The 22,698-nt window shown below is 64.5% G+C and carries 21 protein-coding genes and 1 pseudogene; 11 read left to right on the top strand and 11 right to left on the bottom strand.

Annotation, left to right across the window (positions count from 1 at the left end; genetic code table 11):
• Positions 1 to 26: 26 nt before the first annotated feature.
• Positions 27 to 317, bottom strand: a complete 291-nt coding sequence (locus F6X37_RS06525) for a DUF4148 domain-containing protein (protein ID WP_410451207.1) — start codon at positions 315 to 317, stop codon at positions 27 to 29.
• A 15-nt stretch (positions 318 to 332) separates the two neighbouring features.
• On the opposite strand from F6X37_RS06525, the gene F6X37_RS06520 reads away from it, so the two are divergent.
• The 3 genes from F6X37_RS06520 (at position 333) to F6X37_RS06510 (ending at position 3,204) form a co-directional block, all read left to right on the top strand.
• A complete protein-coding gene (locus tag F6X37_RS06520; RefSeq protein WP_187610729.1) occupies positions 333 to 566 on the top strand; it encodes a hypothetical protein in 234 nt (77 codons plus the stop codon).
• A 59-nt stretch (positions 567 to 625) separates the two neighbouring features.
• Positions 626 to 2,386 (top strand): tannase/feruloyl esterase family alpha/beta hydrolase, encoded by a 1,761-nt coding sequence (locus F6X37_RS06515; protein WP_262419824.1) that lies wholly within the window; start codon positions 626 to 628, stop codon positions 2,384 to 2,386.
• 224 nt (positions 2,387 to 2,610) lie between these two features.
• Positions 2,611 to 3,204, top strand: a complete 594-nt coding sequence (locus tag F6X37_RS06510) for a ParB-like protein (protein ID WP_187610728.1) — start codon at positions 2,611 to 2,613, stop codon at positions 3,202 to 3,204.
• A gap of 13 nt (positions 3,205 to 3,217) precedes the next feature.
• Here F6X37_RS06510 and tssJ read toward each other — a convergent pair whose 3' ends face one another.
• The 4 genes and pseudogenes from tssJ to F6X37_RS06490 all read right to left on the bottom strand — a co-directional run bounded on the left by tssJ (position 3,218) and on the right by F6X37_RS06490 (position 5,715).
• Positions 3,218 to 3,739, bottom strand: coding sequence for a type VI secretion system lipoprotein TssJ (tssJ, locus tag F6X37_RS06505; RefSeq protein WP_262419823.1), 522 nt, complete (start codon positions 3,737 to 3,739; stop codon positions 3,218 to 3,220).
• A gap of 23 nt (positions 3,740 to 3,762) precedes the next feature.
• A pseudogene (gene tssG / locus F6X37_RS06500) lies at positions 3,763 to 4,714 on the bottom strand (type VI secretion system baseplate subunit TssG); the annotation flags it as partial.
• A gap of 209 nt (positions 4,715 to 4,923) precedes the next feature.
• Positions 4,924 to 5,145 (bottom strand): hypothetical protein, encoded by a 222-nt coding sequence (locus F6X37_RS06495; RefSeq protein WP_187610726.1) that lies wholly within the window; start codon positions 5,143 to 5,145, stop codon positions 4,924 to 4,926.
• Positions 5,146 to 5,418: 273 nt separating this feature from the next.
• Entirely contained in the window at positions 5,419 to 5,715 is a 297-nt protein-coding gene (locus F6X37_RS06490) for a hypothetical protein (RefSeq protein ID WP_090806660.1), read from the bottom strand.
• 771 nt (positions 5,716 to 6,486) lie between these two features.
• Here F6X37_RS06490 and F6X37_RS06485 point away from each other — a divergent pair.
• From F6X37_RS06485 to F6X37_RS06475, 3 genes are all read left to right on the top strand, one after another.
• Positions 6,487 to 7,779: a cation:proton antiporter gene (locus F6X37_RS06485; protein WP_187610725.1), complete on the top strand. Its 1,293-nt coding sequence runs from the start codon at positions 6,487 to 6,489 to the stop codon at positions 7,777 to 7,779.
• A 411-nt stretch (positions 7,780 to 8,190) separates the two neighbouring features.
• Positions 8,191 to 8,469, top strand: coding sequence for a DUF1488 family protein (locus F6X37_RS06480; protein ID WP_018423012.1), 279 nt, complete (start codon positions 8,191 to 8,193; stop codon positions 8,467 to 8,469).
• 17 nt (positions 8,470 to 8,486) lie between these two features.
• The gene (locus F6X37_RS06475) at positions 8,487 to 9,278 is read left to right on the top strand and encodes a phosphate/phosphite/phosphonate ABC transporter substrate-binding protein (RefSeq protein WP_090806666.1); all 792 of its coding nucleotides are present in this window, start codon (positions 8,487 to 8,489) and stop codon (positions 9,276 to 9,278) included.
• A 33-nt stretch (positions 9,279 to 9,311) separates the two neighbouring features.
• Here the strand turns inward: F6X37_RS06475 and F6X37_RS06470 are convergent, their stop codons facing one another.
• The 4 genes from F6X37_RS06470 to F6X37_RS06455 are packed head-to-tail and all read right to left on the bottom strand — an operon-like array spanning position 9,312 to position 15,110.
• Complete coding sequence (locus F6X37_RS06470) at positions 9,312 to 11,381, bottom strand: acetyl/propionyl/methylcrotonyl-CoA carboxylase subunit alpha (RefSeq protein WP_187610724.1); 2,070 nt, start codon at positions 11,379 to 11,381, stop codon at positions 9,312 to 9,314.
• Between the two features lie 52 nt (positions 11,382 to 11,433).
• Positions 11,434 to 12,219, bottom strand: a complete 786-nt coding sequence (locus F6X37_RS06465) for an enoyl-CoA hydratase/isomerase family protein (protein ID WP_187610723.1) — start codon at positions 12,217 to 12,219, stop codon at positions 11,434 to 11,436.
• A 49-nt stretch (positions 12,220 to 12,268) separates the two neighbouring features.
• On the bottom strand, positions 12,269 to 13,876 hold the full coding sequence (locus F6X37_RS06460; RefSeq protein WP_187610722.1) for a carboxyl transferase domain-containing protein: 1,608 nt from the start codon (positions 13,874 to 13,876) through the stop codon (positions 12,269 to 12,271).
• A gap of 52 nt (positions 13,877 to 13,928) precedes the next feature.
• The gene (locus F6X37_RS06455; protein ID WP_184064705.1) at positions 13,929 to 15,110 is read right to left on the bottom strand and encodes an isovaleryl-CoA dehydrogenase; all 1,182 of its coding nucleotides are present in this window, start codon (positions 15,108 to 15,110) and stop codon (positions 13,929 to 13,931) included.
• Positions 15,111 to 15,357: 247 nt separating this feature from the next.
• On the opposite strand from F6X37_RS06455, the gene F6X37_RS06450 reads away from it, so the two are divergent.
• From F6X37_RS06450 to F6X37_RS06440, 3 genes are all read left to right on the top strand, one after another.
• Positions 15,358 to 16,140 (top strand): TetR/AcrR family transcriptional regulator, encoded by a 783-nt coding sequence (locus F6X37_RS06450; RefSeq protein WP_187610721.1) that lies wholly within the window; start codon positions 15,358 to 15,360, stop codon positions 16,138 to 16,140.
• Between the two features lie 39 nt (positions 16,141 to 16,179).
• On the top strand, positions 16,180 to 17,103 hold the full coding sequence (locus F6X37_RS06445) for a DUF72 domain-containing protein (RefSeq protein ID WP_187610720.1): 924 nt from the start codon (positions 16,180 to 16,182) through the stop codon (positions 17,101 to 17,103).
• A 263-nt stretch (positions 17,104 to 17,366) separates the two neighbouring features.
• Positions 17,367 to 18,485 (top strand): 3-deoxy-7-phosphoheptulonate synthase, encoded by a 1,119-nt coding sequence (locus F6X37_RS06440; RefSeq protein ID WP_316251943.1) that lies wholly within the window; start codon positions 17,367 to 17,369, stop codon positions 18,483 to 18,485.
• Between the two features lie 244 nt (positions 18,486 to 18,729).
• On the opposite strand, the gene F6X37_RS06435 is transcribed toward F6X37_RS06440, so the two are convergent.
• Positions 18,730 to 19,008 carry an HU family DNA-binding protein gene (locus F6X37_RS06435; protein ID WP_013092091.1) on the bottom strand — a complete coding sequence of 93 codons (279 nt, stop codon included), beginning with the start codon at positions 19,006 to 19,008 and terminating at the stop codon, positions 18,730 to 18,732.
• Between the two features lie 349 nt (positions 19,009 to 19,357).
• Here F6X37_RS06435 and F6X37_RS06430 point away from each other — a divergent pair, with 349 nt between their 5' ends.
• Together F6X37_RS06430 and F6X37_RS06425 are read left to right on the top strand one after the other, a co-directional pair.
• Positions 19,358 to 19,741, top strand: coding sequence for a hypothetical protein (locus F6X37_RS06430; RefSeq protein ID WP_187610719.1), 384 nt, complete (start codon positions 19,358 to 19,360; stop codon positions 19,739 to 19,741).
• A gap of 241 nt (positions 19,742 to 19,982) precedes the next feature.
• Positions 19,983 to 21,956 (top strand): putative bifunctional diguanylate cyclase/phosphodiesterase, encoded by a 1,974-nt coding sequence (locus F6X37_RS06425; protein ID WP_187610718.1) that lies wholly within the window; start codon positions 19,983 to 19,985, stop codon positions 21,954 to 21,956.
• Between the two features lie 27 nt (positions 21,957 to 21,983).
• Here the strand turns inward: F6X37_RS06425 and F6X37_RS06420 are convergent, their stop codons facing one another.
• The gene (locus F6X37_RS06420; RefSeq protein WP_187610717.1) at positions 21,984 to 22,697 is read right to left on the bottom strand and encodes a DUF899 family protein; all 714 of its coding nucleotides are present in this window, start codon (positions 22,695 to 22,697) and stop codon (positions 21,984 to 21,986) included.
• Position 22,698: the final 1 nt, after the last annotated feature.

Raw genomic sequence — 22,698 nt, 5'->3', positions numbered from 1 at the left:
TCCCATTCCGGTTCTCGCCTTTGCCCTCAATGCGTGCGCACCGGTTGCCCGCTCTGTCCCGCACTCATCGCCGCGCCCCTTTCCGCTCGATGCATGGCCGCGACCTTCGCTTCGGCAGCTTGAATGTCGGCGGGATACGAACCGTCGTCGCCGACCGACGGGTTATATCCGGCCGCTTCCAGCTCCTCGAGTTCGTGCATGACTTCCGCGCGGGTGACTTGATGAGGTTCGGGCTCCGACGCAGTTTGCGCATACAGGCTCGCAGAATTGGCCATCAACCTCGCACCGGGCTTCGCAGTGTCGAGCGAGTACGACACTCTGGCGTGCCCGCGATGACGATTCGGCGCGCGTTGCGTGAGTTAGCGACTATGATTGATTGGTTGATTTTGGCCGACCGGAACCACATCGACAGGCCGATGAAAGACTTCTACCAAATCGAATACAAGTGCGGATATGCGGTGTCGGGCGGGATTGCGCGCAAGACGCGACGTGGCGTTGCGCACGCGGTGGCCGCGCCGTTGGCAAAAACAACAAAGGTCAAAGGTCATGGGTACGTCATGGCATAGGGGGCTGATGCCGCGACGTCCGGTGCCGTCTCCAGGCCTCATTGGAAGGAGACACGGCGATGAACTTGAGCAGAGAGTCGTGGCGCGCGCGTGGGCGCGTGCCGTCGTGGGTGGGGGCGTGCTGTGTGCTGGCGCTGTGCGCCATGTGGAGCCACGGCGCGTACGCGGGTTCGACAGCAGGACAATGCCAGGGCGAGGCATGCAAAAGGCACGAGCCGCCACCCCGATCGAAACTCAGCTGTCCGAATCTGAATGGATTGACCATCCGCGCCCGTGAGATCGGTCTGCCGACGACAGGCGCCGTCGTCACCTCGACGACCCAGGTGGCGGCGAGCGGCAGCGGCGCGACGGCTACCGGATCGTACTGCCTCGTGGCCGGCGCGATTCATCCGGTCGATCCATCCGCGCCAGACATCCTGTTCAACGTCGCGTTGCCGGAACAGTGGAACGGCAAGATCCTGATGCTCGGCGGCGGGGGGTTCGACGGCTCGATTCCCGCCATCACAGGTAACGTGCCGAGCGCGCCGGCGGCTCTGCCGGGACCGTTGTCGCGCGGCTACGCGGTGTTCGCGAGCGATTCCGGGCACGAGGCGAGCAACGGTTCGGTGAACGGCGCGTTCTCCGTCAACGCCGAGGCCTACGACAACTTCATGGGAGAAGCGCTGAAGAAAACGCATGACGCCTCGCTCGTGATCATCGACGCGCATTACGGCACGCATCCGTCCAGGGCGTATTTCGCGGGCGGCTCAACTGGCGGGCGCGAGGCGCTGACCGTCGCGCAGCGCTGGCCGCGCGACTGGGACGGCATCATCGCGTTCTATCCCGCGTACGACTTTACGACGCTGAGCCTTCAGCAATTGCGCGTGACCGAAGGCTTCGCAGCGCCCGGCGCGTATCTCGACACAGCGCAGCGCGCGCTGCTGCTCAACGCGGTCATGCAGGCTTGCGACGGACTCGACGGCGTGGTCGACGGTCTCATCAGCAACGTGCAGGCGTGCAATGCGACGTTCAACCCGGCGACGGCCAGCGTCGACGGCAAGCCTTTGCGTTGCGCCGGCGGTATCGCGCGCGGCGACACGTGCCTGTCGGACCGGCAGATCGCGGCGCTGAACACGATGAACACGCCGCTCGTGTTTGCGTACCCGCTCGAAAGCGGCGAAACGCTGTATCCCGGCTATAACGTGTATGGCGCCGATCTCGGGGTGGGCGGCAGTTCACCGCTCGAAGGCGCCGTCACGACGCTCGCGCTCGGCACGACGCAGCCGTCGTATCCGCTGCAAAGCACCGCGATGTTCGACGGCCAGATCGCCGACGACTTCGTCCGCTACACGGTGATGGACAACCCGGACGCAGACTCGCTGCAGTACAACCCCGCGATTGCCGGTCGATGGTCCGGCCGCGTCAGCATGCTGTCGGGGCTTGACGCGACCGATGCGAACCTGACGCCCTTCATGCGGCACGGCGGCAAGTTGCTGATGGCGCACGGCACCGTCGATCAGACCGTCAGCACGCGGGCAACCGAGATCTACTATCAGCGCATGCTGGTGACGATGGGCTTTGGCGCGGTCGGCTCGTTCGCGCGCTTCTATGAGATTCCGGGGCTGCAGCACGCGGTCGGCACCGAGTTCAATGCGTCGTGGGACTCGCTGACGACGCTGGAGAACTGGGTCGAGCACGGCATACCGCCGGCGCATCAGGTGGTCACCGACACGGAGGGTGTGCCGGGACGCACGCGGCCGCTATGCCAGTATCCGGCGTGGCCCAGCTATAACGGCGCGGGCGACGTGAACAGCGCGAGCTCGTTTACCTGCGTGCAGTGAAGCCGGTCATGGAGAGGCTTGCCGGTCGCGGCGCTAACTGGATGAATCGACATCGTGCCGGAATCGACCGGGCCTGCCGCGTCTGATGCGGATTGTCTGGTCAGCGATCCGGTGCTGTGTGTGGACGATGCGCCGTAGACGTCTGGCGGAAAGTGGGCGACGCCTCGCCCGGCGGCATGAAATTTGCGGGAGCCGCGTCAACGCATCCAGACAAGGAGACCGACATGGACACGCGGCAAATCGAAGAGCTCCGTCCCACACAAATGACCCACGGCGCGCGGGAGGTCCGCGAAAAAGCCCGCCAATACCAGTCCCTGAGCAGCCATGACCTGGAGATGGCCATCGCCGAAAAGCCGATACCGGTCGTCTGCGGACCCAACGGCATACCGTTCGCGATCGATCATCACCATGTGGCGGCGGCGCTGTGGCAGGTGGGCGTGCGCGCGGTTCCGGTCGTGCTCGTGCGGGATCTTTCGTCGTACACGTGGGCATCGTTCTGGCTCAGCATGGAAAATCAACGATGGACCTTTCCGTATGACGCGCAAGGCATGCGCCGGCCGTTTGCCGAATTGGCGGAGCACGTGTGGGAAATGAAGGACGATGAATACCGAAGCCTCGCGGCAGCGGTCCGCGATGCCGGCGGCTATGAAAAAACCAGTGTCCCGCTGGAAGAATTTCGCTGGGCCGACTTCTTTCGCGCGACGTTGCCGCAGCCCGATAGCGACGAAAAGTTCACAGCTTTGCTCAAGGAAGCCTTGAAGCTGGCCAGGAGCGACTCTGCATTGGGGCTACCGGGCTATCTCGGTCGCACGGATTGAGTCGGCGGCCCACTTAATCGTGGGCCGCTTTGCCCGCCGGCACTAGAAACTGATCCATCAACGAGATCTTCAACGGCTTGTCCGCATCGAGCGTCTTCTTCTCGATCACATACTTCCAACCATCCCCGCTACCCGGATTGCGATAGAACGCGACGACCGCCACATAGTTCGTGTCGGCCCGCATCGGTTGCGACAGGCTTGCCGACGCACCGGGATTCAGCACCGATGCCATGCTCGCCTGCAAGTCCTGCGCGAGCACCGTGCGGTCGTTCTTCAGCAGATCATCGTACGACGCCCCATCGAACATCTTGCGGTCCTTCAGCTGATACACGCGCACCGCGACCGATGTCGCACGACCAGCATCGTCGGGGTTCAGCGCTTCGCGCGCGGACAGATCGATGTCGAGCACCTTGATCTGCTTGAAAAACACCGCGTGATAAGCGCTCGACGACACGTCCGATACGGATTGCCAGGCGCCGCATGCCGACAGCAGCGCGGCGGACGCAACGGTGGAAACGGTAAAACGAAGGTTCATCAATGGTCCTTTCGGCGCGTCGTTCATGACGCGGCATGAGTCAGGTACGGATTGGCGGCGGGCTTCGGAAGCGCCCGATAGACCCCGAGTGCGACGTCGATCAGGCGTTCGTTCACGGCAGGCAGCACGGTCGTCCAGCCGAGGCGCGGCGCGGGTCCGGCCGATCCGTCAGCGACCCGGCCACGCGAGTTGATCGACGGCAGCGGCGCGAGGCGCGACGACATTGCCATCCGCAGATGCGCATCGGCCTTCAGCCCGACATACAACTGCACGAACGCCATCAAGTCGCGATGCAGCCACGCACCCGGCAACAGATCGTGCGCCTGCGTGGCATGGGCCGGCCGCAACGTCACGCGTACCGCGCGACTGCGATACGCAAGCCGCTTGCCGAGCACATAGCCGCCGCCGAGGCCGCGACGCGCGTCCTCGTTCACCGCACCGGCACGAGCGGCCGACGACGTCAGCGGCTGCGGCTCGCCCGCGCGCGCGAGCGCGGGAAAGAACTCATCGACGCGCACGTCCGCGCCGGGCACCGCGAGCGCGATCACGCCCGCGAGCCCTTCAGGTGTGCGCGTTCGCTGGATCAGCAGGCCGAGCAGCGCGAGCATCCGCGAATCGCACAAGCCGGCGCGTTGCGGCTTGTCGCCCCAGCCAAAGCCGGCGAGGCACAACAGATTGCGCGAATGCGCATCGCTGCCGCCCGCGCGAAAGCTTTCCGGATAGCGGTACTTCTTCCACGCCCGATACAGCAGCGTGACGAAACGATGATTGAACTGATCGAGAAAGGCCTTCCTCGCGCATCACGATCTCGTCGATCATGTGCGACGGCATCGCCGCGTCGACGCCGTAAAGACTCATGAACGTCGTGCGCACGGTCGGCGCCGCGGCACTGACCAGAGAATCCGGATCAGCATCGAATTCGACTGCGGCGATCTCGCCTGCCGGAAAGCCTGTGCGCGCTGCTAATCGAATCCGACGCTACGATTCAGATCTATTCGGGAATTCGCCGGTCGATTCGACCGCGACATTTGTTCACAGTTGCTCGGCGGATAACTGGCTATAGTGGGCAAGGTCGATCACGGGTCCGATCGACCTTCCCAGACAGGCATTGAGTCTGTCCTTCGGCAGCCTCGATCACGCCTCGTGTTCGAGGCTTTTTTCCTTGCTGCTCCATTAGCAAACGATCACGTGGCCAGCGTGCCGTCCGCCGCATTCATGCGCGCGGGCCGTTCATGAGGATCGGGACTATCGGTCTGAGTCGTCCCCGCCACGGAGACAATAACGGCAAACAGAAAGGATTTTCGAATAAGCATTATTTGTTCCGCTTGCTTTTTCACCCGCATTTCACACAGCCGACATAAATCGCGAGCTAAACATGCTCTTTTCATGCGGATGTGGTAGTGCATTACCGAGCGCCCGCAATGTCGACTGACAAAAAAAAATCCCGCACAGGGGGGCGGGATTAAAACAACAGGACGCTGAGGAGACGACCACGCCCTGCCTGGAACCCACACGCACCGCAGGGATACGCGTGGTTATTTCGACGCTCGCCACGACCGACAACCGTAGTCGACGGTCAACGATCCCGAGCGCTTTGAAATGCCGGGACCGCTTGGGCACCCCTGTGCGCGATCACGCCTGCCGCGTGGCACCGCGGCGCCGAGCGCCTCGTGTGGAACTCAGGCCGCCTTGCGCGCGAACCCGTCGCCCATCACGCTCACCACGTCGTCGACGACCCGAGTGGCGGCCGCAAATCCAGCCGCCAGCACTTCCCGCAGATCGGTCGACGAACGACCGGGCACCGAAGCTACCCGGAAAGCGGTCGACCACTCGTCGCCGATCAGCCGCGTCTTCAACGTGACGCTCGCCACGTACGCGCGCCGCGCCGTGGCACTGCCGACACGGGTGGACATATCGGTCGCGCGCAACGCGTTGACCACGATGTCGAATCCCCGATAACGATAGGTTTGCTCCATGCTCTTCTCCGTCTTCACCCATTGCTACATAACAGCATTTCGCCATGTATCCATGCTGCATCATTCTCGACTCGCGTTTGTCAACAATTGTCATATCCTGGGCGATTCCCGGCTAGGGCTTTCCCTGCTCTCGACCTGCCAATTCCGGCGTCAACGATGCTCAATGACGAGCAAAACAGTTTTACTGTGAGATTAGATATATGCTTTACAGATTTTGGAACAATGAATCACAAGGCTCCATGCAATGTGAAGTCATCGGACCGGCAAATTCGGATTACAGATTCATACCGTTTATTCAGATTCGATTGAATAGCCTCGACGAATCAAGCCCCGCGAACCATCTCGAAATAAAAAGCCATATCCCAAAATAAAGACCGGAACTCCTCCGGCGCTTCAGTAGTCCGAACACTGCCACTGCCCATCGTGGCGCCCGTCTGGCGAGCCTGGCTCCGCCCGGTTCGCCGTCATCCGCTCGTGGTCCAATAAAAAGCACGCTGCGTCTGACCGCCTCGTCCGCTGCGTTTGAATAAAGCGTCCGTCCCGGTACGTCGCTCGATCGCCAGCGGCAAAGATCGTGTCATTACAGACCGCAGATCGCTTATCGGATTGAATGAGCCTGAATAAGGAATAGCTGGTGAAACATCTCGCTGGTTCAATATCGCAATTGTGTCGGCATTCTCTGCCTGCCTGTTTTATGCCTTGTCGCGCGAGTTACCTCGGTGCCACCCTGATCACGCGTTCGCGCCGCCGCGAAGCGGGAGAGCGTGCACGATGAGCGTCTTCCAGATTGCCGGTGCGCTGTTCGCCATCGTCGCGCTGTTCGGCGTCCTCAATTATCGATTCATCAGGTTGCCCGACACGCTCGGCATCACCGCGGTGGGGCTCGTCGTCTGCGTCGGCATTTCTGCGCTCGGGTTCTACTATCCGGCGATGGCGATCGCCGCGCGCAAGATCGTCGTGCAGATCGATTTTGCCGACATCGTGTTTCACGGCCTGCTAAGTCTGCTGCTGTTCGCCGGCGCGCTGCACGTCGATCTGTCGAAGATGCGCACGCAGCGGCGCGCGGTGCTGATGCTCGCGACGATTGGCGTATTGATTTCGATCGCGGTGGTCGGCTTCGGCTTTTACTACGCGGCGCAATGGCTCGGCCAGCCGGTGAGCCTGCTGTGGTGTCTCGTGTTCGGCGCGCTGATCTCGCCGACCGATCCGATCGCGGTACTCAGCGTGCTCAAGCGCGCGGCGGCGCCCGAAAGCCTCGAAACCAAGATTACCGGCGAATCGCTGTTCAACGACGGCACGGCCGTCGTCGCATTCGTCACGCTAGTCGGACTCGCGACCGGCGCGAACGAGTTTTCCGCGGGCGCGATCGCATTCGATCTGCTGCGCGAAGTCGCCGGAGCGCTCGTGCTCGGCGCGGCGCTCGGCTTCGGCGCGTCGCTGCTGCTGCGAGGTATCGACAGCTATCCGGTCGAAATCCTGATCACACTCGCGCTCGCGACCGGCGGCTATAGTCTCGCCGAAGCGCTGCACGTGTCAGCGCCTCTCGCAGTCGTGATCATGGGGCTCGTGATCGGCAATCACGGCGCGTCGACGTCGATGTCGGAGAAGACGCGCGAGCATCTGTTCAACTTCTGGGACCTGCTCGACGAGTTGCTCAATCTCGTGCTGTTCGGGCTGATCGGACTCGAAATCATTGCGCTGTCGCTGCGCGTCGAGATCGTTTGGCTCGGGCTGGCGGCGATTCCGGTCGTGCTGTTCGCGCGCGGCGTCAGCGTCGCGATTCCGCTGCTCGCGCTGCAGAACTTCCGGCGGCTCAGTCCGCATTCGGCGGTCGTGCTGACGTGGGGCGGACTGCGCGGCGGCATCTCGATTGCGCTCGCGCTGTCGCTGCCGGAGTTTCACGGACGCGAAATGTTCATCGGCGTCACATATCTCGTCGTGGTATTCAGCCTACTGATTCAGGCGACGACATTGGGCCCGCTGATCCGTCGGCTCAATATCCCGGCCGCTCACGCAACCGGGCCAGCCCCGCCGGACTCATCGCCTGCACAAAACGCGCGCTAATCGTAAAGTGGATACCTACGCCGATCTGCACCGCGAGATTGGTGAGAAAATCCAAACACAGTCCGAGACCGGCGCGAGCGGCTCTCGCGTCGATTTCGACATTGGATTGGAGCGCCCGATTTAAGCGTTTTCTGAGCAGTGCCGCCGCGATTCTGACCCGGGGCGGCCCACCAGCAGGCGAGACCGATGGCGAGTCGAGCCGCCGCCGTCTCCCTCCGGCCACGGTTCACGCCGCGGCCCTGGCTCGGACTTGAACGAGTCCGCCGCCAGTTTCTGGCTTACTTTTCGCCAGTTTCCGGACCGTCGCGCCTGCCGCGGCGCCGGGCATTTGGCCGTCAATGCCGGTTCTCCCACATACCTGGCAGGCGCGGTTTGTCATCCTGTCGATTCAGGCGTCCGAAGGAGTTCGCCATGTCGGTCTATGTCGATGAAGGGTTCCGGCCCTGTGTGACGGAATGCGCGACGGTCGCGTTCCGCGTGTGCTGCGACGATCGTGCGCAGATTTTTGAAGTTAGCGCCGACGCGCTGGTCGAGTTCTGTGGCGCCGTGAGCCGTCGCAAGCAGGACCTGTTGGTCGCGTTCGAGGATGCGCAGGACGAGATCCTCTCCGTAGCCGCGCAGCGATGGCAGTTCACGCCGAGCGAGCCGGTGCGGCTCGGTCTCGACGAATTCAAATTGGTCAGACATTAGGCGCGAGAAACGCCTTCATGAGCTGGATCGCCGCCCTGCCGATGTACAACGTGACACCCGCGCTCGATCTCGAATGGCGCGAGTGGCTCGACGACGTGCTGCGCCGGGTCAAGCCCGCGTGCCGCATCGTCGAACCGGACGAGGAACTGCACGGCTTCTGGCGGCGCCCGAATCTGCTGATTTCCCAGACCTGCGGTTATCCGCTGATGCAGGGGCTGCACGCGCAGGTGCAATTGGTCGCGACACCCTGTTTCGATGCGCCCGGCTGCGACGGCGCGCATTACTCGAGCGTACTGGTCACGCGCGCCGACGCGCGCTTCGACTCACTCGCCTCGTGCCGAGGCGCACGCGCCGCCTACAACCAGGACGATTCGAACAGCGGCATGAACGCATTTCGTCACGCGGTCGCGCCGCTCGCGCGCGCCGGCATGTTCTTCGGCGCGGTGCTGCGCACGGGCTCGCATCTCGGCTCGCTGCGCGCGGTCGCGGACAATCGCGCGGACGTCGCCGCAATCGACTGCGTGACCTTCGCCTTCGTTTGCGACGTGCTGCCGGAACTCGCGGGGCGCGTGCGCGCGATCGGCATGACCGCCGCCTCGCCGGGCCTGCCGCTGATCGCCGCGGCCAATGTGCCGCCGGCCACGATCGCCGCGTTGCGCGACGCGTTGAACGAGGCGCTGAGCGTGCGCCCCGAGCGCGCAAAACGCCTGCGTTTAAGGGGTTTTTCGACGTTGCCGCTGACCGACTACGCGCGCATCGGCGAGTTGGAAAGCGAAGCGCGCGCCGCGGGCTACGAGCGGCTCGCTTGATTCACCTACTCGCTCATCTGCCACTCGACGCGCTTATTCACCCGCCTGCTGCACCTCCAGCACCAGCAGTTGCGCGCCGTCGGCGACCTGATCGCCGACCGCATACAGCACCTCGGCGACCGTGCCCGCCGCCGGGGCGCCGATCGTATGCTCCATCTTCATCGCTTCCATCACGATCAGCGGCGCGCCCTTCTCGACCACCGCGCCTGGTTCGACCAGCACCGCGATCACTTTGCCCGGCATCGGCGCCGTCAGACGGCCTTCGCCGTGCTCGGCATCCGCGGCATGCGCGAGCAGGTTCTGCCATTCGAATGCGAGCGTCTCGCCATGGCAGAACACGTGGAACCTGTCGCCGTCGACGAATACACGCCCCGTCACGCGCGCATCGCCGATCGTCGCGCGGAATTCATGGGCGCCCGCGCCGACCGACCATGTGAAGTCCTCGCGCACGCCGTCGTGTTCGAGTGTTTGCACGAGCGCTTGCGTGTCCCCGTTGCGCGCGAAAACGACCGTGAACGCGTCGGGGCTGTCGTCGTTGGCGCCGTCGTCAATCACGCGCCAGCCGAGCGTTTGCGTGTAGCCGCTATTGAGCCGCCAGTGCGACAGCGCGTCCCACGGCGACGCGCCGTGCGCGGTGCCGCCCTCGCGCGTCAACAACGCGGCGCACGCGAGCGCGAGCGCTTCCTTGAACGGCTTCTGTGCCGGCGCGAACAGCACGTCGTGATGACGCTCGATCAAACCGGTGTCGAGCTCGCCGCTCGCGAACGGCTCGCTCACGACGATGCGCCGCAGAAACTCGACGTTCGTATGCGGCCCGACCACCTCGCAGGCATGCAGCGCACGCGCGAGGCGCGCCAATGCCTCCTCGCGCGTCGCGCCGTGCACGATCAGCTTGGCGATCATCGGATCGTAGAACGGCGTGATCGTGTCACCCTCGCGCACGCCGCTGTCGAGACGCACCGGCGCCTTGCGGCCCGGCTCGCCGAGCCCGGCCGCGTCGATCGCGAACTCGACGCCTTCGGGCATGCGCAGATGCTTGAGCGTGCCGGTGGACGGCAGGAAGCCGCGCGCCGGATGCTCTGCGTAGATGCGCGCCTCGATCGCGTGGCCGTCGAGCTTCAACTGCTGCTGGGTGAGCGGCAAACTCTCGCCCGCGGCAACGCGCAACTGCCATTCGACGAGGTCCTGCCCCGTCACCATCTCGGTGACGGGATGCTCGACCTGCAGCCGCGTGTTCATCTCCATGAAATAGAACTCGCCGGTCGGCGTCATGATGAACTCGACCGTACCCGCGCCAACGTAGTTGACCGCGCGCGCGGCGGCCACGGCCGCTTCGCCCATCGCGCGCTTGACCTCGGCCGGGAGCCCCGGCGCGGGCGCTTCCTCGAGCACTTTCTGATGACGCCGCTGCACCGAACAGTCACGGTCGAACAGATAAACGGCGCCGCCGTGCCGATCGGCGAACACCTGGACCTCGACGTGACGCGGCCGGGTCAGATACTTCTCGATCAGCACGCGATCGTTGCCGAAGCTGCTCGCCGCCTCTCGCTTGCACGACAGCAGCGCGGCCGCGAAGTCCGCGCTGCGCTCGACCACGCGCATACCCTTGCCGCCGCCGCCCGCGCTCGCCTTCAGCAGCACCGGATAGCCGATCGTGTCCGCCTCGCGCTGCAACAGCTGCGGCTCCTGGTCGTCGCCGTGATAGCCGGGCACGAGCGGCACCGCGGCCGCGTGCATCAGCGCTTTCGCGGCGGCCTTCGAGCCCATCGCGGCAATCGCTTCGACCGGCGGTCCGATAAAGACGATGCCGGCCGCCTCGCACGCATGCGCGAAGTCTTCGTTTTCCGAAAGAAAGCCGTAGCCCGGATGCACGGCCTGCGCGCCGGTCGCGCGCGCGGCTTCGATGATCCGCTCGATGCGCAGATAGCTTTGCGCCGCCGTCGAACCGCCGATATGCACCGCTTCGTCGCAGGCGGCGACGTGTTTCGCGTTGGCGTCGGCGTCCGAATAGACGGCCACGCTCGCGATGCCGAGCCGCTTGCAGGTCGCCGCGACGCGGCACGCAATTTCACCCCGGTTGGCGATCAGGATCTTGTTGAACATGAGTGTCTCGATGAAATGGGCGGTACGGGGCGATGGTTGTTAGCGGAGCATGTCAGTTGCGCCAGCCCGGCGTGCGCTTTTCGAGGAACGACGCCACGCCTTCGCGGCCCTCTGCGCCGGCCCGCGTTTTCGCAATCCGCACGGCGGTGTCCTCGATCAGCGCGTCGCTCAACTCGCGGCCCGCGATGTCCTGCACGAGCCGCTTGCAGGCGCGCACCGCTTGCGGGCCGTTCGCGCACAGCGTCTGCGCGAGCTGCGCGACCGTTGCATCGAGCTGCTCGGCGCTCACCGCTTCGCTGACCAAACCCAGCCGCAACGCGCTCGCGCAGTCGAACGCCTCGGCGGTGAGGAAGTAGCGCCGCGACGCCTGCTCGCCGAGCGCACGAATCACGTATGGCGCGATCGTCGCGGGAATCAGCCCGAGCCGCGCTTCGGACAGGCAGAAGTGCGCGCTGTCGACCGCGACGACGATGTCGCACGCGGCAATCAGGCCCATGCCGCCCGCGTATGCGTCGCCGCTCACGCGCGCGATCACCGGCTTGTTGCAGCGATACACCGCCGACAGCATGCCGGCGAGCCGCATCGCATCGGCGCGGTTCTCGTCGTCCGAGTAGCCGGCCATTTTCTTCATCCAGTTCAGGTCGGCGCCCGCGCAGAACGCCTTGCCGTTCGCGGCGAGCACGACCGCGCGCACGTCGTCGCGCGTGTCGAGCGCGGTGAATGCGGCGGTCAGCTCGGCGATCATCGTTTCGTTGAACGCGTTGCGCACGTCCGGACGATTGAGCGTGACCGTCGCGATCTGGCCGGCAAGCTCGACCTTCAGCGTTTCGTATTGCATGCGTAACACTCCTTTGCCTTACGCGGTCGCATCGCGGTGACGCGGGCCATCACATTCTGAACACGCCGAAACGCGTGTCTTCGATCGGCGCGTTCATCGCCGCCGACAAACCCAGCCCAAGCACGTCGCGAGTTTGCGCGGGGTCGATCACGCCGTCGTCCCACAACCGCGCGCTCGCGTAGTACGGATGGCCCTGACGCTCGTATTGCTCGCGGATTGGCTGCTTGAACGCCTCTTCTTCCTCCGCGCTCCAGTTGCCGCCCTTCGCTTCGATGCCGTCGCGCTTGACGGTGGCGAGCACCGACGCGGCCTGCTCGCCGCCCATCACCGAGATGCGCGCGTTCGGCCACATCCACAGGAAGCGCGGCGAATACGCGCGGCCGCACATGCCGTAGTTGCCCGCGCCGAACGAGCCGCCGATGATCACCGTGAACTTCGGCACCTTCGCGGTCGCGACCGCGGTGACCATCTTCGCGCCGTTCCTCGCAATGCCTTCGTTTTCGTACTTGCGGCCGACCATGAAGCCGGTGATGTTCTGCAGGAACACGAGCGGAATCTTGCGCTGGCAGCACAGCTCGATGAAGTGGGTGCCCTTCAGCGCCGACTCCGAAAACAGAATGCCGTTGTTCGCGACGATGCCGACCGGATGCCCCCAGATATGCGCGAAGCCGCAGACGAGCGTGGTGCCGTAGCGCGCCTTGAATTCGTCGAACGCGGAATCGTCGACGATACGCGCGATCACTTCGCGGATATCGAACGGCTTGCGCGTGTCGACCGGAATCACGCCGTAGATGCTCTGGGTGTCGTAGCGCGGCGGCTTCGGCTCCTGCAATACGAGCGGCGCCGGCTTCACGCGGTTCAGATGGCCGACGATGCTGCGCGCGATCCCGAGCGCATGCGCATCGTTCTGCGCAAGGTGATCGACGACGCCCGACAGACGCGTATGCACGTCGCCGCCGCCGAGATCTTCGGCGCTGACCACTTCGCCGGTCGCGGCTTTGACGAGCGGTGGGCCGCCGAGAAAAATCGTCCCCTGGTTCTTGACGATGATCGACTCGTCGCTCATCGCCGGCACATACGCGCCGCCCGCGGTGCACGAGCCCATCACGACCGCGATCTGCGGAATACCCGCGGCCGACAGATTCGCCTGGTTGTAGAAGATGCGGCCGAAGTGATCGCGATCGGGAAATACGTCGTCCTGATTCGGCAGATTCGCGCCACCCGAGTCGACGAGGTACACGCACGGCAAGCGGTTTTCGCTGGCGATTTCCTGCGCGCGCACGTGCTTCTTCACGGTGACCGGATAGTAGGTGCCGCCCTTCACGGTCGCGTCGTTGCAGACGATCACGCACTCCTGTCCCGCGATGCGGCCGATGCCGGTGATCACGCCGGCGCCCGGCGCGTCGTCGTTGTACATGCCGTACGCGGCGAGTTGCGACAGTTCGAGAAACGGCGTGCCCGGATCGAGCAGTTGCGCGATCCGCTCGCGCGGCAGCAGCTTGCCGCGGCTCGTGTGCTTGTCGCGCGCGGCCTGGCCGCCGCCCTGCGCGAGTTGCTCGATCTTCGCGCGCAGATCGGCGACGAGCGCTTCGAGCGCCGCCGCGTTCGCGCGAAAGTCGTCCGAGCGTGGGTTCAGTTTCGATTCGATGATCGGCATGACGTCGCTTCTCCAAAGTGCGGCGTATTGAGGGGGCTCACGCGCGCTTGCATCACAGCGTTTCGGCAAACAGCTCCCGGCCGATCAGCATGCGACGAATCTCGCTCGTGCCCGCGCCGATTTCATAGAGCTTCGCATCGCGCCACAGACGACCGACCGGATACTCGTTGATATAGCCATTGCCGCCGAGAATCTGGATCGCCTCGCCAGCCATCCAGGTCGCCTTTTCGGCCGTGTACAGAATCACGCCCGCGCAGTCCTTGCGGAGCTGGCGCACATGGTCGTTGCCGAGCGTGTCGAGTTGGCGGCCCACCGCGTACAGATACGCGCGGCATGCCTGCAGCGTCGTGTACAGATCGGCGACTTTGCCCTGGATCAGTTGGAATTCGCCGATCGACTGGCCGAACTGCTTGCGGTCGTGGATATACGGCACGACCGCGTCCATCACCGCGACCATGATGCCGGTCGGGCCGCCCGCGAGCACCGCGCGTTCGTAGTCGAGACCGCTCATCAGCACTTTGACGCCGCCGTTCAATGCCCCAAGGATATTTTCCTCCGGCACTTCGACGTCCTGGAACACCAGCTCGCCGGTGTGCGAGCCGCGCATGCCGAGCTTGTCGAGCTTCTGCGCGACCGAGAAACCCTTCATGCCCTTCTCGACGATGAACGCGGTGATGCCGCGCGAATTCGCTTCGGGATCGGTCTTTGCATAGACGACCAGGGTGTCGCAGTCGGGGCCGTTGGTGATCCACATCTTGGTGCCGTTCAGCACGTAACGATCGCCCTTCTTCTGGGCGCGCAGCTTCATGCTGACCACGTCCGAGCCCGCGTTCGGCTCGCTCATCGCGAGCGCGCCGACGTGCTCGCCCGACACGAGCTTCGGCAGATACTTGCGCTTCTGCGCGTCGGTGCCGTTGCGATGAATCTGGTTCACGCACAGGTTCGAATGCGCGCCGTACGACAGGCCAACCGATGCCGACGCACGCGAAATTTCCTCCATCGCGACCATGTGCGCGGTATAGCCCATGTTCGCGCCGCCGTACTCTTCGGAAACCGTCATGCCGAGCACGCCGAGGTCGCCGAACTTGCGCCACAGGTCCATCGGGAACTGATCGGTGCGATCGATCTCCCCGGCGCGCGGCGCGATTTCTTTGGCGGCGAACGACGCAATGCTGTCGCGCAGCATTTCGATCTCTTCGCCGAGCGGGAACTGCAAACCGGGCAGATTGGGCATTGCGGTGTCTCCTGAGTTCGTGGGCGGCCGCTGGTGGAGCGCGAAGCGGCACGCGGAAGCATGTCAACGCGCATTTCACGCCAGATTGACGTATGCGTCAATAGGTATTTTTGAGTGTTACTCAGAAATTTACAAACCCGCATGAGCCGGCCGATTCGGTGCTACGATCGCGTTCACCGGGCATAGACGCAGCGTTCAATCGCCAGCTCGAGCCCCAATCCGCATCAAAAATCTGAATTTTACTCATATGACGGTTGCCGAGAAGGCCGGATTACCTGTCTCGCGTCGCCAGCCGGCCGGGCGCAAGTCGCAGCAGCGCGTGAAGGAGATTCTTCAGGCGGGGCGCGACGTGTTCTCCGAAAAGGGCTACGAACGCGCGACGACCGCGGAAATCGCGCAGCGCCTGGGCGTTTCCGAGGCGACGGTGTTCAGCTACTTTCGCGGCAAGCGCGAGTTGTGCGCTCGTGTCATCGGCGATTGGTACGACGAGATCATCGACGCGATCGAAGCGGGCCTGCCGCGCGACGGCAACGTGCGCCAGCAGTTCGCGTTCATCGTGCGCATGCATCTGCGGCTGATGCTCGTGAATGGCACCGATCTGTGCGCGCTGGTGCTGTCCGAAGGGCGCGCGCGGCATCACGAACTGAGCGAAGCGCTGACCGAACTGCAGCGCCGCTACACCGCGCCGTTGATGCGCGTGCTCGCGCAAGGCCAGCAAAGCGGCGAGATTCGCTCCGACATGCCGCTGCGCCTGTTGCGCTCGATGGTGTTCGGCCCGATGGAGCATGTGCTGTGGGACGCGACGCTGACGAACCGGCAGATCGATATCGACGCCACCGCCGATCAGCTGATCGACGTGCTGTGGGTCGCGCTGACGCCGCCCGACCTCGCGCTCGGCGCGTTGCAGCGCTTTCGCGTGGAAGTGGCCGCAGCGAGTCGTCGTTTCGACGAAGCCAGCGCCGCGGCCGGCGAAGGCAAGGCCGAGGCCCCCGGCCCGGCAAGCGCCGCGCGCCGCGAGAAAAGCGGCTAATCTACGAGCTTTCCCGCCGCAGCCCGAAGGAGAGCCCAAGTGCCCGCAGCGACAAGCGCGAAGGAAAGCAACAAGCGAAGCGAGAAGTCTGGCGAAGAACGCGGCGACAAACCGCAAGCCGCAAAGAAAGCGCCAACGAAAAAATCAACCGAAACGTCGTCCGGATCCACGTCCGCCGCACGCATTCGCATCGGCATCGGCGGCTGGACCTATGCGCCGTGGCGCGGGCCGTTTTATCCGGAAGACCTGACGCAAAGCCGCGAACTCGAATATGCGAGCCGGCATCTGACGTCGATCGAAATCAACGGCACGTTCTACGGTTTGCAGAAACCGGCCAGCTATGAGAAGTGGTATCAGGAGACACCCGACGATTTCGTGTTCTCGCTAAAGGCGCCGCGTTACGCGACCAACCGCAAGGTGCTCGCCGAAGCCGGCGACACGATCGAGCGATTCTTCGCAAGCGGCGTGCTGCTGCTCAAGCAGAAGCTCGGGCCCATCAACTGGCAGTTCGCGCCGACCAAAAAATTCGACGCCGACGATTTCGAGGCCTTTCTGAAGCTGCTGCCCGCGAGCATCGAAGGACAAAAGCTGCGGCACGCGGTCGAGGTTCGTCACGATTCGTTCAGGACACCGGAACTCATCGCGCTGGCGCGCAAGTACAAGGTCGCGGTCGTGCTCGCGGCCGACAGCGAGTATCCGCAGATCGCCGACATCACCGCGCCGTTCGTCTACGCGCGCATCATGGGCACGAGCGAAAAGCAAGCCAAAGGCTATTCGACGAAAGCGCTCGACGCATGGGCCGAACGCGCGCGCCAGCTCGCCGCGGGCATCACGCCCGACGATCTCGAGACCTGCGCGGAGCCGCCCGCGAAAGCCGCCACGCGCGACGTCTATCTATATGTGATCAGCGGCTTCAAGGAGCGCAATCCGGCCGCCGCGATGGCGTTGCTCAAGAAGCTCTGAATCCGCCGCGCCGCCTGCCCGCCGGTCCGCCTGCCATGAGGCCGGCGCGGGTGTCATAATCGCGCCAGCGCATCCGTGCGCGGTCGCGTCGGCTTCGCGTCAAGCCCGACGCAAGACCTTGCGTCAAACCTCGCCCGAGGCACGCAGTAACCCAACCCGCACGGTCCACGTCAAACCCACGCGGCGCCCGCACGCCCTCATCGCGGCGGCGCTCGCATAATCAGGCGGCAAGGCCGCCTCATCAACCGATTGCGGAGAACATCTTGAGCGCCCTCGACAATCCCCTGCACGATCAGGAAGTCGGCTCGGCCGACGCCACCCAGGACACCACGCGCATCGACGACGTGCGCATCGGCGCGGTCCGTCCGCTGATTTCCCCCGCGCTGCTGCAGGACGAACTGCCGGTGCCGCCCGCGGTGCAGTCGCTGGTCGAGACGACTCGCGTCGAAATCGCCGACATTCTGCACAGCCGCGACGACCGGCTCGTGCTGATCGTCGGCCCCTGTTCGATTCACGACCACGACCAGGCGATCGAATACGCGCGCAAGCTGAAGGCCGCCGCCGATCACTACCGGGACGATCTGCTGATCGTGATGCGCGTGTACTTCGAGAAACCGCGCACGACGGTGGGCTGGAAAGGCTACATCAACGATCCGCGTCTGGACGGCAGCTTCCGCATCAACGAAGGCCTGCGTCTCGCCCGGCAATTGCTGCTCGACATCAACGGTCTGGGCCTGCCCACGGCGACCGAGTTTCTCGACCTGTTGAGCCCGCAATACATCGCCGATCTGATCGCGTGGGGTGCGATCGGCGCGCGCACGACCGAGAGCCAGAGTCATCGTCAGCTCGCGTCGGGCCTGAGCTGCCCGATCGGCTTCAAGAACGGCACCGACGGCGGCGTGCAGATCGCCGCCGACGCGATCGTCGCGGCGCGTGCGAGCCACGCGTTCATGGGCATGACCAAAATGGGCATGGCCGCGATCTTCGAAACGCGCGGCAACGACGACGCGCACGTGATCCTGCGCGGCGGCAAGAAAGGGCCGAACTACGACAGCGCGTCGGTGCAGGCGACCTGTGAAGCGCTGAGTTCAGCGGGTCTGCGCGAGCAGGTGATGATCGACTGCTCGCATGCGAACTCGAACAAATCGCACTTGCGGCAGATCGAGGTCGCGGACGATATCGCGCGGCAACTGTCGGAGCGCGAGCGCCGCATCATCGGTGTGATGCTCGAAAGTCATCTGGAAGAAGGCCGTCAGGATCTGAAGGCCGGTGTGCCGTTGCGTTACGGCGTGTCGATCACGGATGCCTGCGTGAGCTGGGCGCAGACCGAACCGGTGCTCGCCACGCTCGCCGAGGCAACCCGCAAGCGTCGCGCGGGCTGACAGGGCAACGCACGGACCGCCCGATCGCGATGGCCGCGGCGGGTCCGCTTCAGACTCGATCGAAGCCGGTCGAGCCCACGAACGCCTGGCTCAAGGAGCCAGACACACGCGCCGCACCAGCTGCCGGCGAATCGCCTGGCCGGGCTGGGCAGCGCGTGATCCTCACGCCCGACGCATCACTCACGCGCGCCTCACAGCGGGGCTGCGGCGCGCATCGCGAATGCTCCGACGTGAAGCGCGTTGCTTACGACGCGTTGACGGCTTCCTTGAACGCCTTGCCTGCGGTGAACTTCACCGTCTTGGCCGCGGCGATCTGGATCTCTTCGCCCGTCGACGGATTGCGCCCCACGCGTGCCGCGCGCGCGCCGGTCGAGAACGAACCGAAACCGACCAGTTGCACCGTATCGCCGCTCACCACGGCCTTGGTCACTGCCTCGACGATCGCGTCGATGGTCTGGCCGGTTGCCGCTTTGCTTTCGCCCGTCGCTGCGGCGACTGCATCAATCAGTTCCTGTTTGTTCATAGCACTTCCCGTATGGTAATCATGGAACCGGCGCCCTCTGAGGCGCCGGGACCGACACACTAACGCATAGGCGCACCTTCGCGCAAACCCTTGGTGTAAGGCTTGTATCAAGGCGGAGGCGCCGTTTTGACGTTTTTGCGCCCCAAACTGCCATAAGAATCGCGAGCTTATGCGCGCGCGCCGCCTCATGAGCATTCGCCGCGCATCACAATCCGTTGCAATTTCAGTACTTTAGGTCGCGTTACGCGATCCCGCGCCGGCTTCCCGATGACGATAGCCCTTTTCCCGATGCGCGGGCGCACCATTTGCGACACATGTCACAAGTTAACTATCGGCAAGACATAAAGAAGTGAGAATTCGCCACTTTGCAACATGCGCGCTGCTCGGCGCGTTGTCGTCGGCGGCGGCCGCGGCCGACGACAACGCGTGCGCGACCCTCGTCGGTGCGACGAACTCCAGCGCCGCGCAGAGCTTTTCGCTACGCGACGGCGAACCGGTCGACTTCGTCGGCGGCGGAAAGACGGTGCACGGCAAGCTGCTCGTGTTCAGCGACGGCGACGTGTTTCGCGCGTATTGGCAGCCCGATGACAGCCCGGAAAAATACGTGCTCGCGAATGCTGGCGCCGACGCGGTCCGGCTCGTCTCGGCCGCGCCGCGTGGCACGCCCGCGCCGGCCGGCCAGCCCGGCACCGCCATGCGGCCGCAGCGGGTGCTGTCGTGCCCCACGCTTTGAGCATGCGCGAAGGCCGCCTTTTGCTCGAGTCTCGCGATCGGCATCCGGCACGAACGTCTGGTTCCAGCGCCGCCAACACGCGCCGCCAGGTAGTACTTACCGCCCGACTATCCGTAAGCGCGCAGCCGGGTTCACGGACCCTTGACTGCGATGCTCCGTTACCCCTTTGAGCGCTCAAGTTAATCAGCCTCGCGCCGATATAAACAGCTGCGTTTAGCGCGCAAACGTTAAAGGGATGGCGATGGCTTGGCTTGCGAGATTGAAGAAGGTACTGTCGGTCGCCGAGGGTGACCGGGAGCTGATGCGTGCGCAGTTGCACGCGTTCCGCCGCCAGGTACCGCTTCTCTACTTCATCCTGCTCGTCAACACGGCGGCGGTGGCGGCGACGCATCTGGACAGCGCGCCGGCCTGGCTGTCGATGTATGTGCCCGGCACGCTCGGCGCGCTGTGTGTGTTTCGCTGCGTGCGCTGGTGGCGCAAACGCAACCATAAGATGACGGACGCTCAGGCGGTCCGCGAATTGCGCAGCGTGACATGGATCGTCGGCGTGTTCGGCGTCGCGTTCAGCGGCTGGTCGGTGCTGCTGTTTCCGTACGGCACCGCCTACCAGCAGGGGCAGGTCGCGTTCTATATGGCGACGACGCTGGTCGGCAGCATGTTCTGCCTGATCCATCTGCGCAAGCCCGCGCTTCTGCTGCTTTGCATCGTCATCCTGAGTTTCTCCGGCTTCCTCGTGTCGAGCGGCTCGCCGGTGTTCTTCGCGATGGCCGTCGACATGGCGCTGGTCGGCGTCGCGCTCGCGGCGGTCATCCAGCTTTACTGGCGCACGTTTGCAGACGCGGTGCACGCGCAACGCGAACTGCAGGCAAGCCAGCACAACACCCAACGGCTCAGCGACGACAACTACCGGCTCGCCAGCATCGACAGTCTGACCGGCCTGCCGAACCGGCGCAGTTTCTTCGCGGCGCTGAGCGCGATATCGGAGCAGGCGCTCGAAACCGGTGGCGGCTTCAACGTCGGCCTCATCGATCTGGACGGCTTCAAGCAGGTCAACGACATTTACGGTCACGCGAGCGGCGACCTCGTGCTGCAGGAAGTCGGCACGCGGCTCGTGTTGATCGGCGAAACGGGCCTGATGTTCGCGCGTCTGGGCGGCGATGAATTCGGCGTGCTCGTGCGCCACAAGGTGTCGAACGAAGCGCTGGTCGAGTTGGGGCAGCGTATCTGCGATGCGCTCAGCCAGCCTTATCAAGTCGCCGACAATGTCGCGGAGCTGTCGGGCACGATCGGCTGGGCCGCGTTTCCCGACGCGGGCTCGACGGTCGCGCAGGTGTTCGAACGCGCCGACGCCGCGCTCTATGTCGGCAAGGAAAACCGCCGCGGCATGCCGGTGATTTTCTCGACCGAACACGAAACGCAGATGCGGCGTCTAAGCCTCGTCACGCAGGAGCTGCGCCATGCGGACCTCGAAGCGGAGCTGTTCCTCGAGTTCCAGCCGATCTACGATCTGCTCACGCGCCGGCCGATCGGCCTCGAAGCGCTCGGTCGATGGCACAACGCGCGGCTCGGCATGGTCAGGCCGGAGGAATTCATTCGGATTGCAGAGCGGACCGAGCTGATCCTCGGCATCACCGACGTGCTGCTGCGCCAGGCGCTCGCCGAGGTCGCGCACTGGCCCGCCGATCTGTATCTGTCGTTCAACCTGTCCGCGATCGATATCTCGACGTCGGCGCGCGCGCGCCGCCTGATCGACATCGTCGCGGCAAGCGGCGTGTCGCCGCATCGCGTGACGTTCGAAATGACCGAAACCGCGTTGACGCGCGATTTCGAGCAGGCGCACAGCGCGATGACGATGCTGAAGCAGGCCGGCTGCCGGCTGTCGCTCGACGATTTCGGCACCGGCTATTCGAGCCTCAGCTACGTGCATCGGCTGCCATTCGACGCGATCAAGATCGACCGCAGCTTCGTGAGCGACGTCGATACCAATAGCGCCTCGAAGAAGATCATCAAATCCGTGATCGACCTATGCCGCAACCTCGGGCTCGAATGCGTGGTCGAAGGACTCGAAACACCGCTGCAGGCCCAGGTCGTGAAGGCGCTCGGCGCGCGCGCGGTGCAGGGTTATCTGTTCAGCCTGCCGATGCGGGCGAGCGCGGTCGGCACGTTTCTGTGGACCGCGCTCGCCCAGAGTCACGCGGCGCAGACGCATTCGTAGCGCTCGATCGCTCCAGGGCAGCGCCGCTCAATACGCCAACTTCGGATACCAGTCGGTACCACGGCCGCCCGGCGTCATGTCGAGGATCGTCCACAACGACATCGGATCGGGCGCGCCGCGCGGATCCTGTCCGGGGTCCGACGTCGACGGCCCCATCTCCTCGGCCCAGAAGTGCCGCACGACGCCGCCCGTGCGCGTGAATACGTTCAGCGCGGGAAGGTCGTCGCCGGCGGGATCTTCGGCCGCGTAATCGCGATTGAACGTGTTGCCGCCCGACGAATACAGCCGCAGATGCCGCCAGCCGCGCTCCTGCCTGAACGCGACGAGCCTGTCGATCGGCGAGCGGCCGATCACCGCGAACGCGACGCGCTGCAGGATATCGGGCATTTCGCCGTCCCACGCGCTCAGTAGCGACGTGCACATCGGGCACGGCCGCGCGCGTTGCGGTCCGAACATCCAGTTGTAGGTCACGAGCGTGTCGTGCGCGCCGAACATCTGCGATAGCGTGACCGGGCCCGCTTCGCCGTCGAAGCGGTAATCCTCCAGCACGACGCCGCCCGCCGGCAGCGCGCGACGCTGCGCGGCGATACGCTCGATCTGGCGGCGCAGCTCGATCTCCTCGGCGAGCAACGCGTTGCGCGCGCGTCGATATTCGGGGCTCTCGCCCGGAAAGCGCGAGGGCAAGTCGGCCAGTTCGCGGGCCGGTTTCAGCGTATGCATCGAAGTGTTTGCGTCGTTCATC

The sequence above is a fragment of the Paraburkholderia sp. 31.1 genome, from assembly GCF_014397645.1.
GTDB lineage: Bacteria > Pseudomonadota > Gammaproteobacteria > Burkholderiales > Burkholderiaceae > Paraburkholderia > Paraburkholderia tuberum.
Note: the sequence above shows the minus strand (reverse complement) of the source record. Positions and strands in the feature narration are given on the sequence as shown.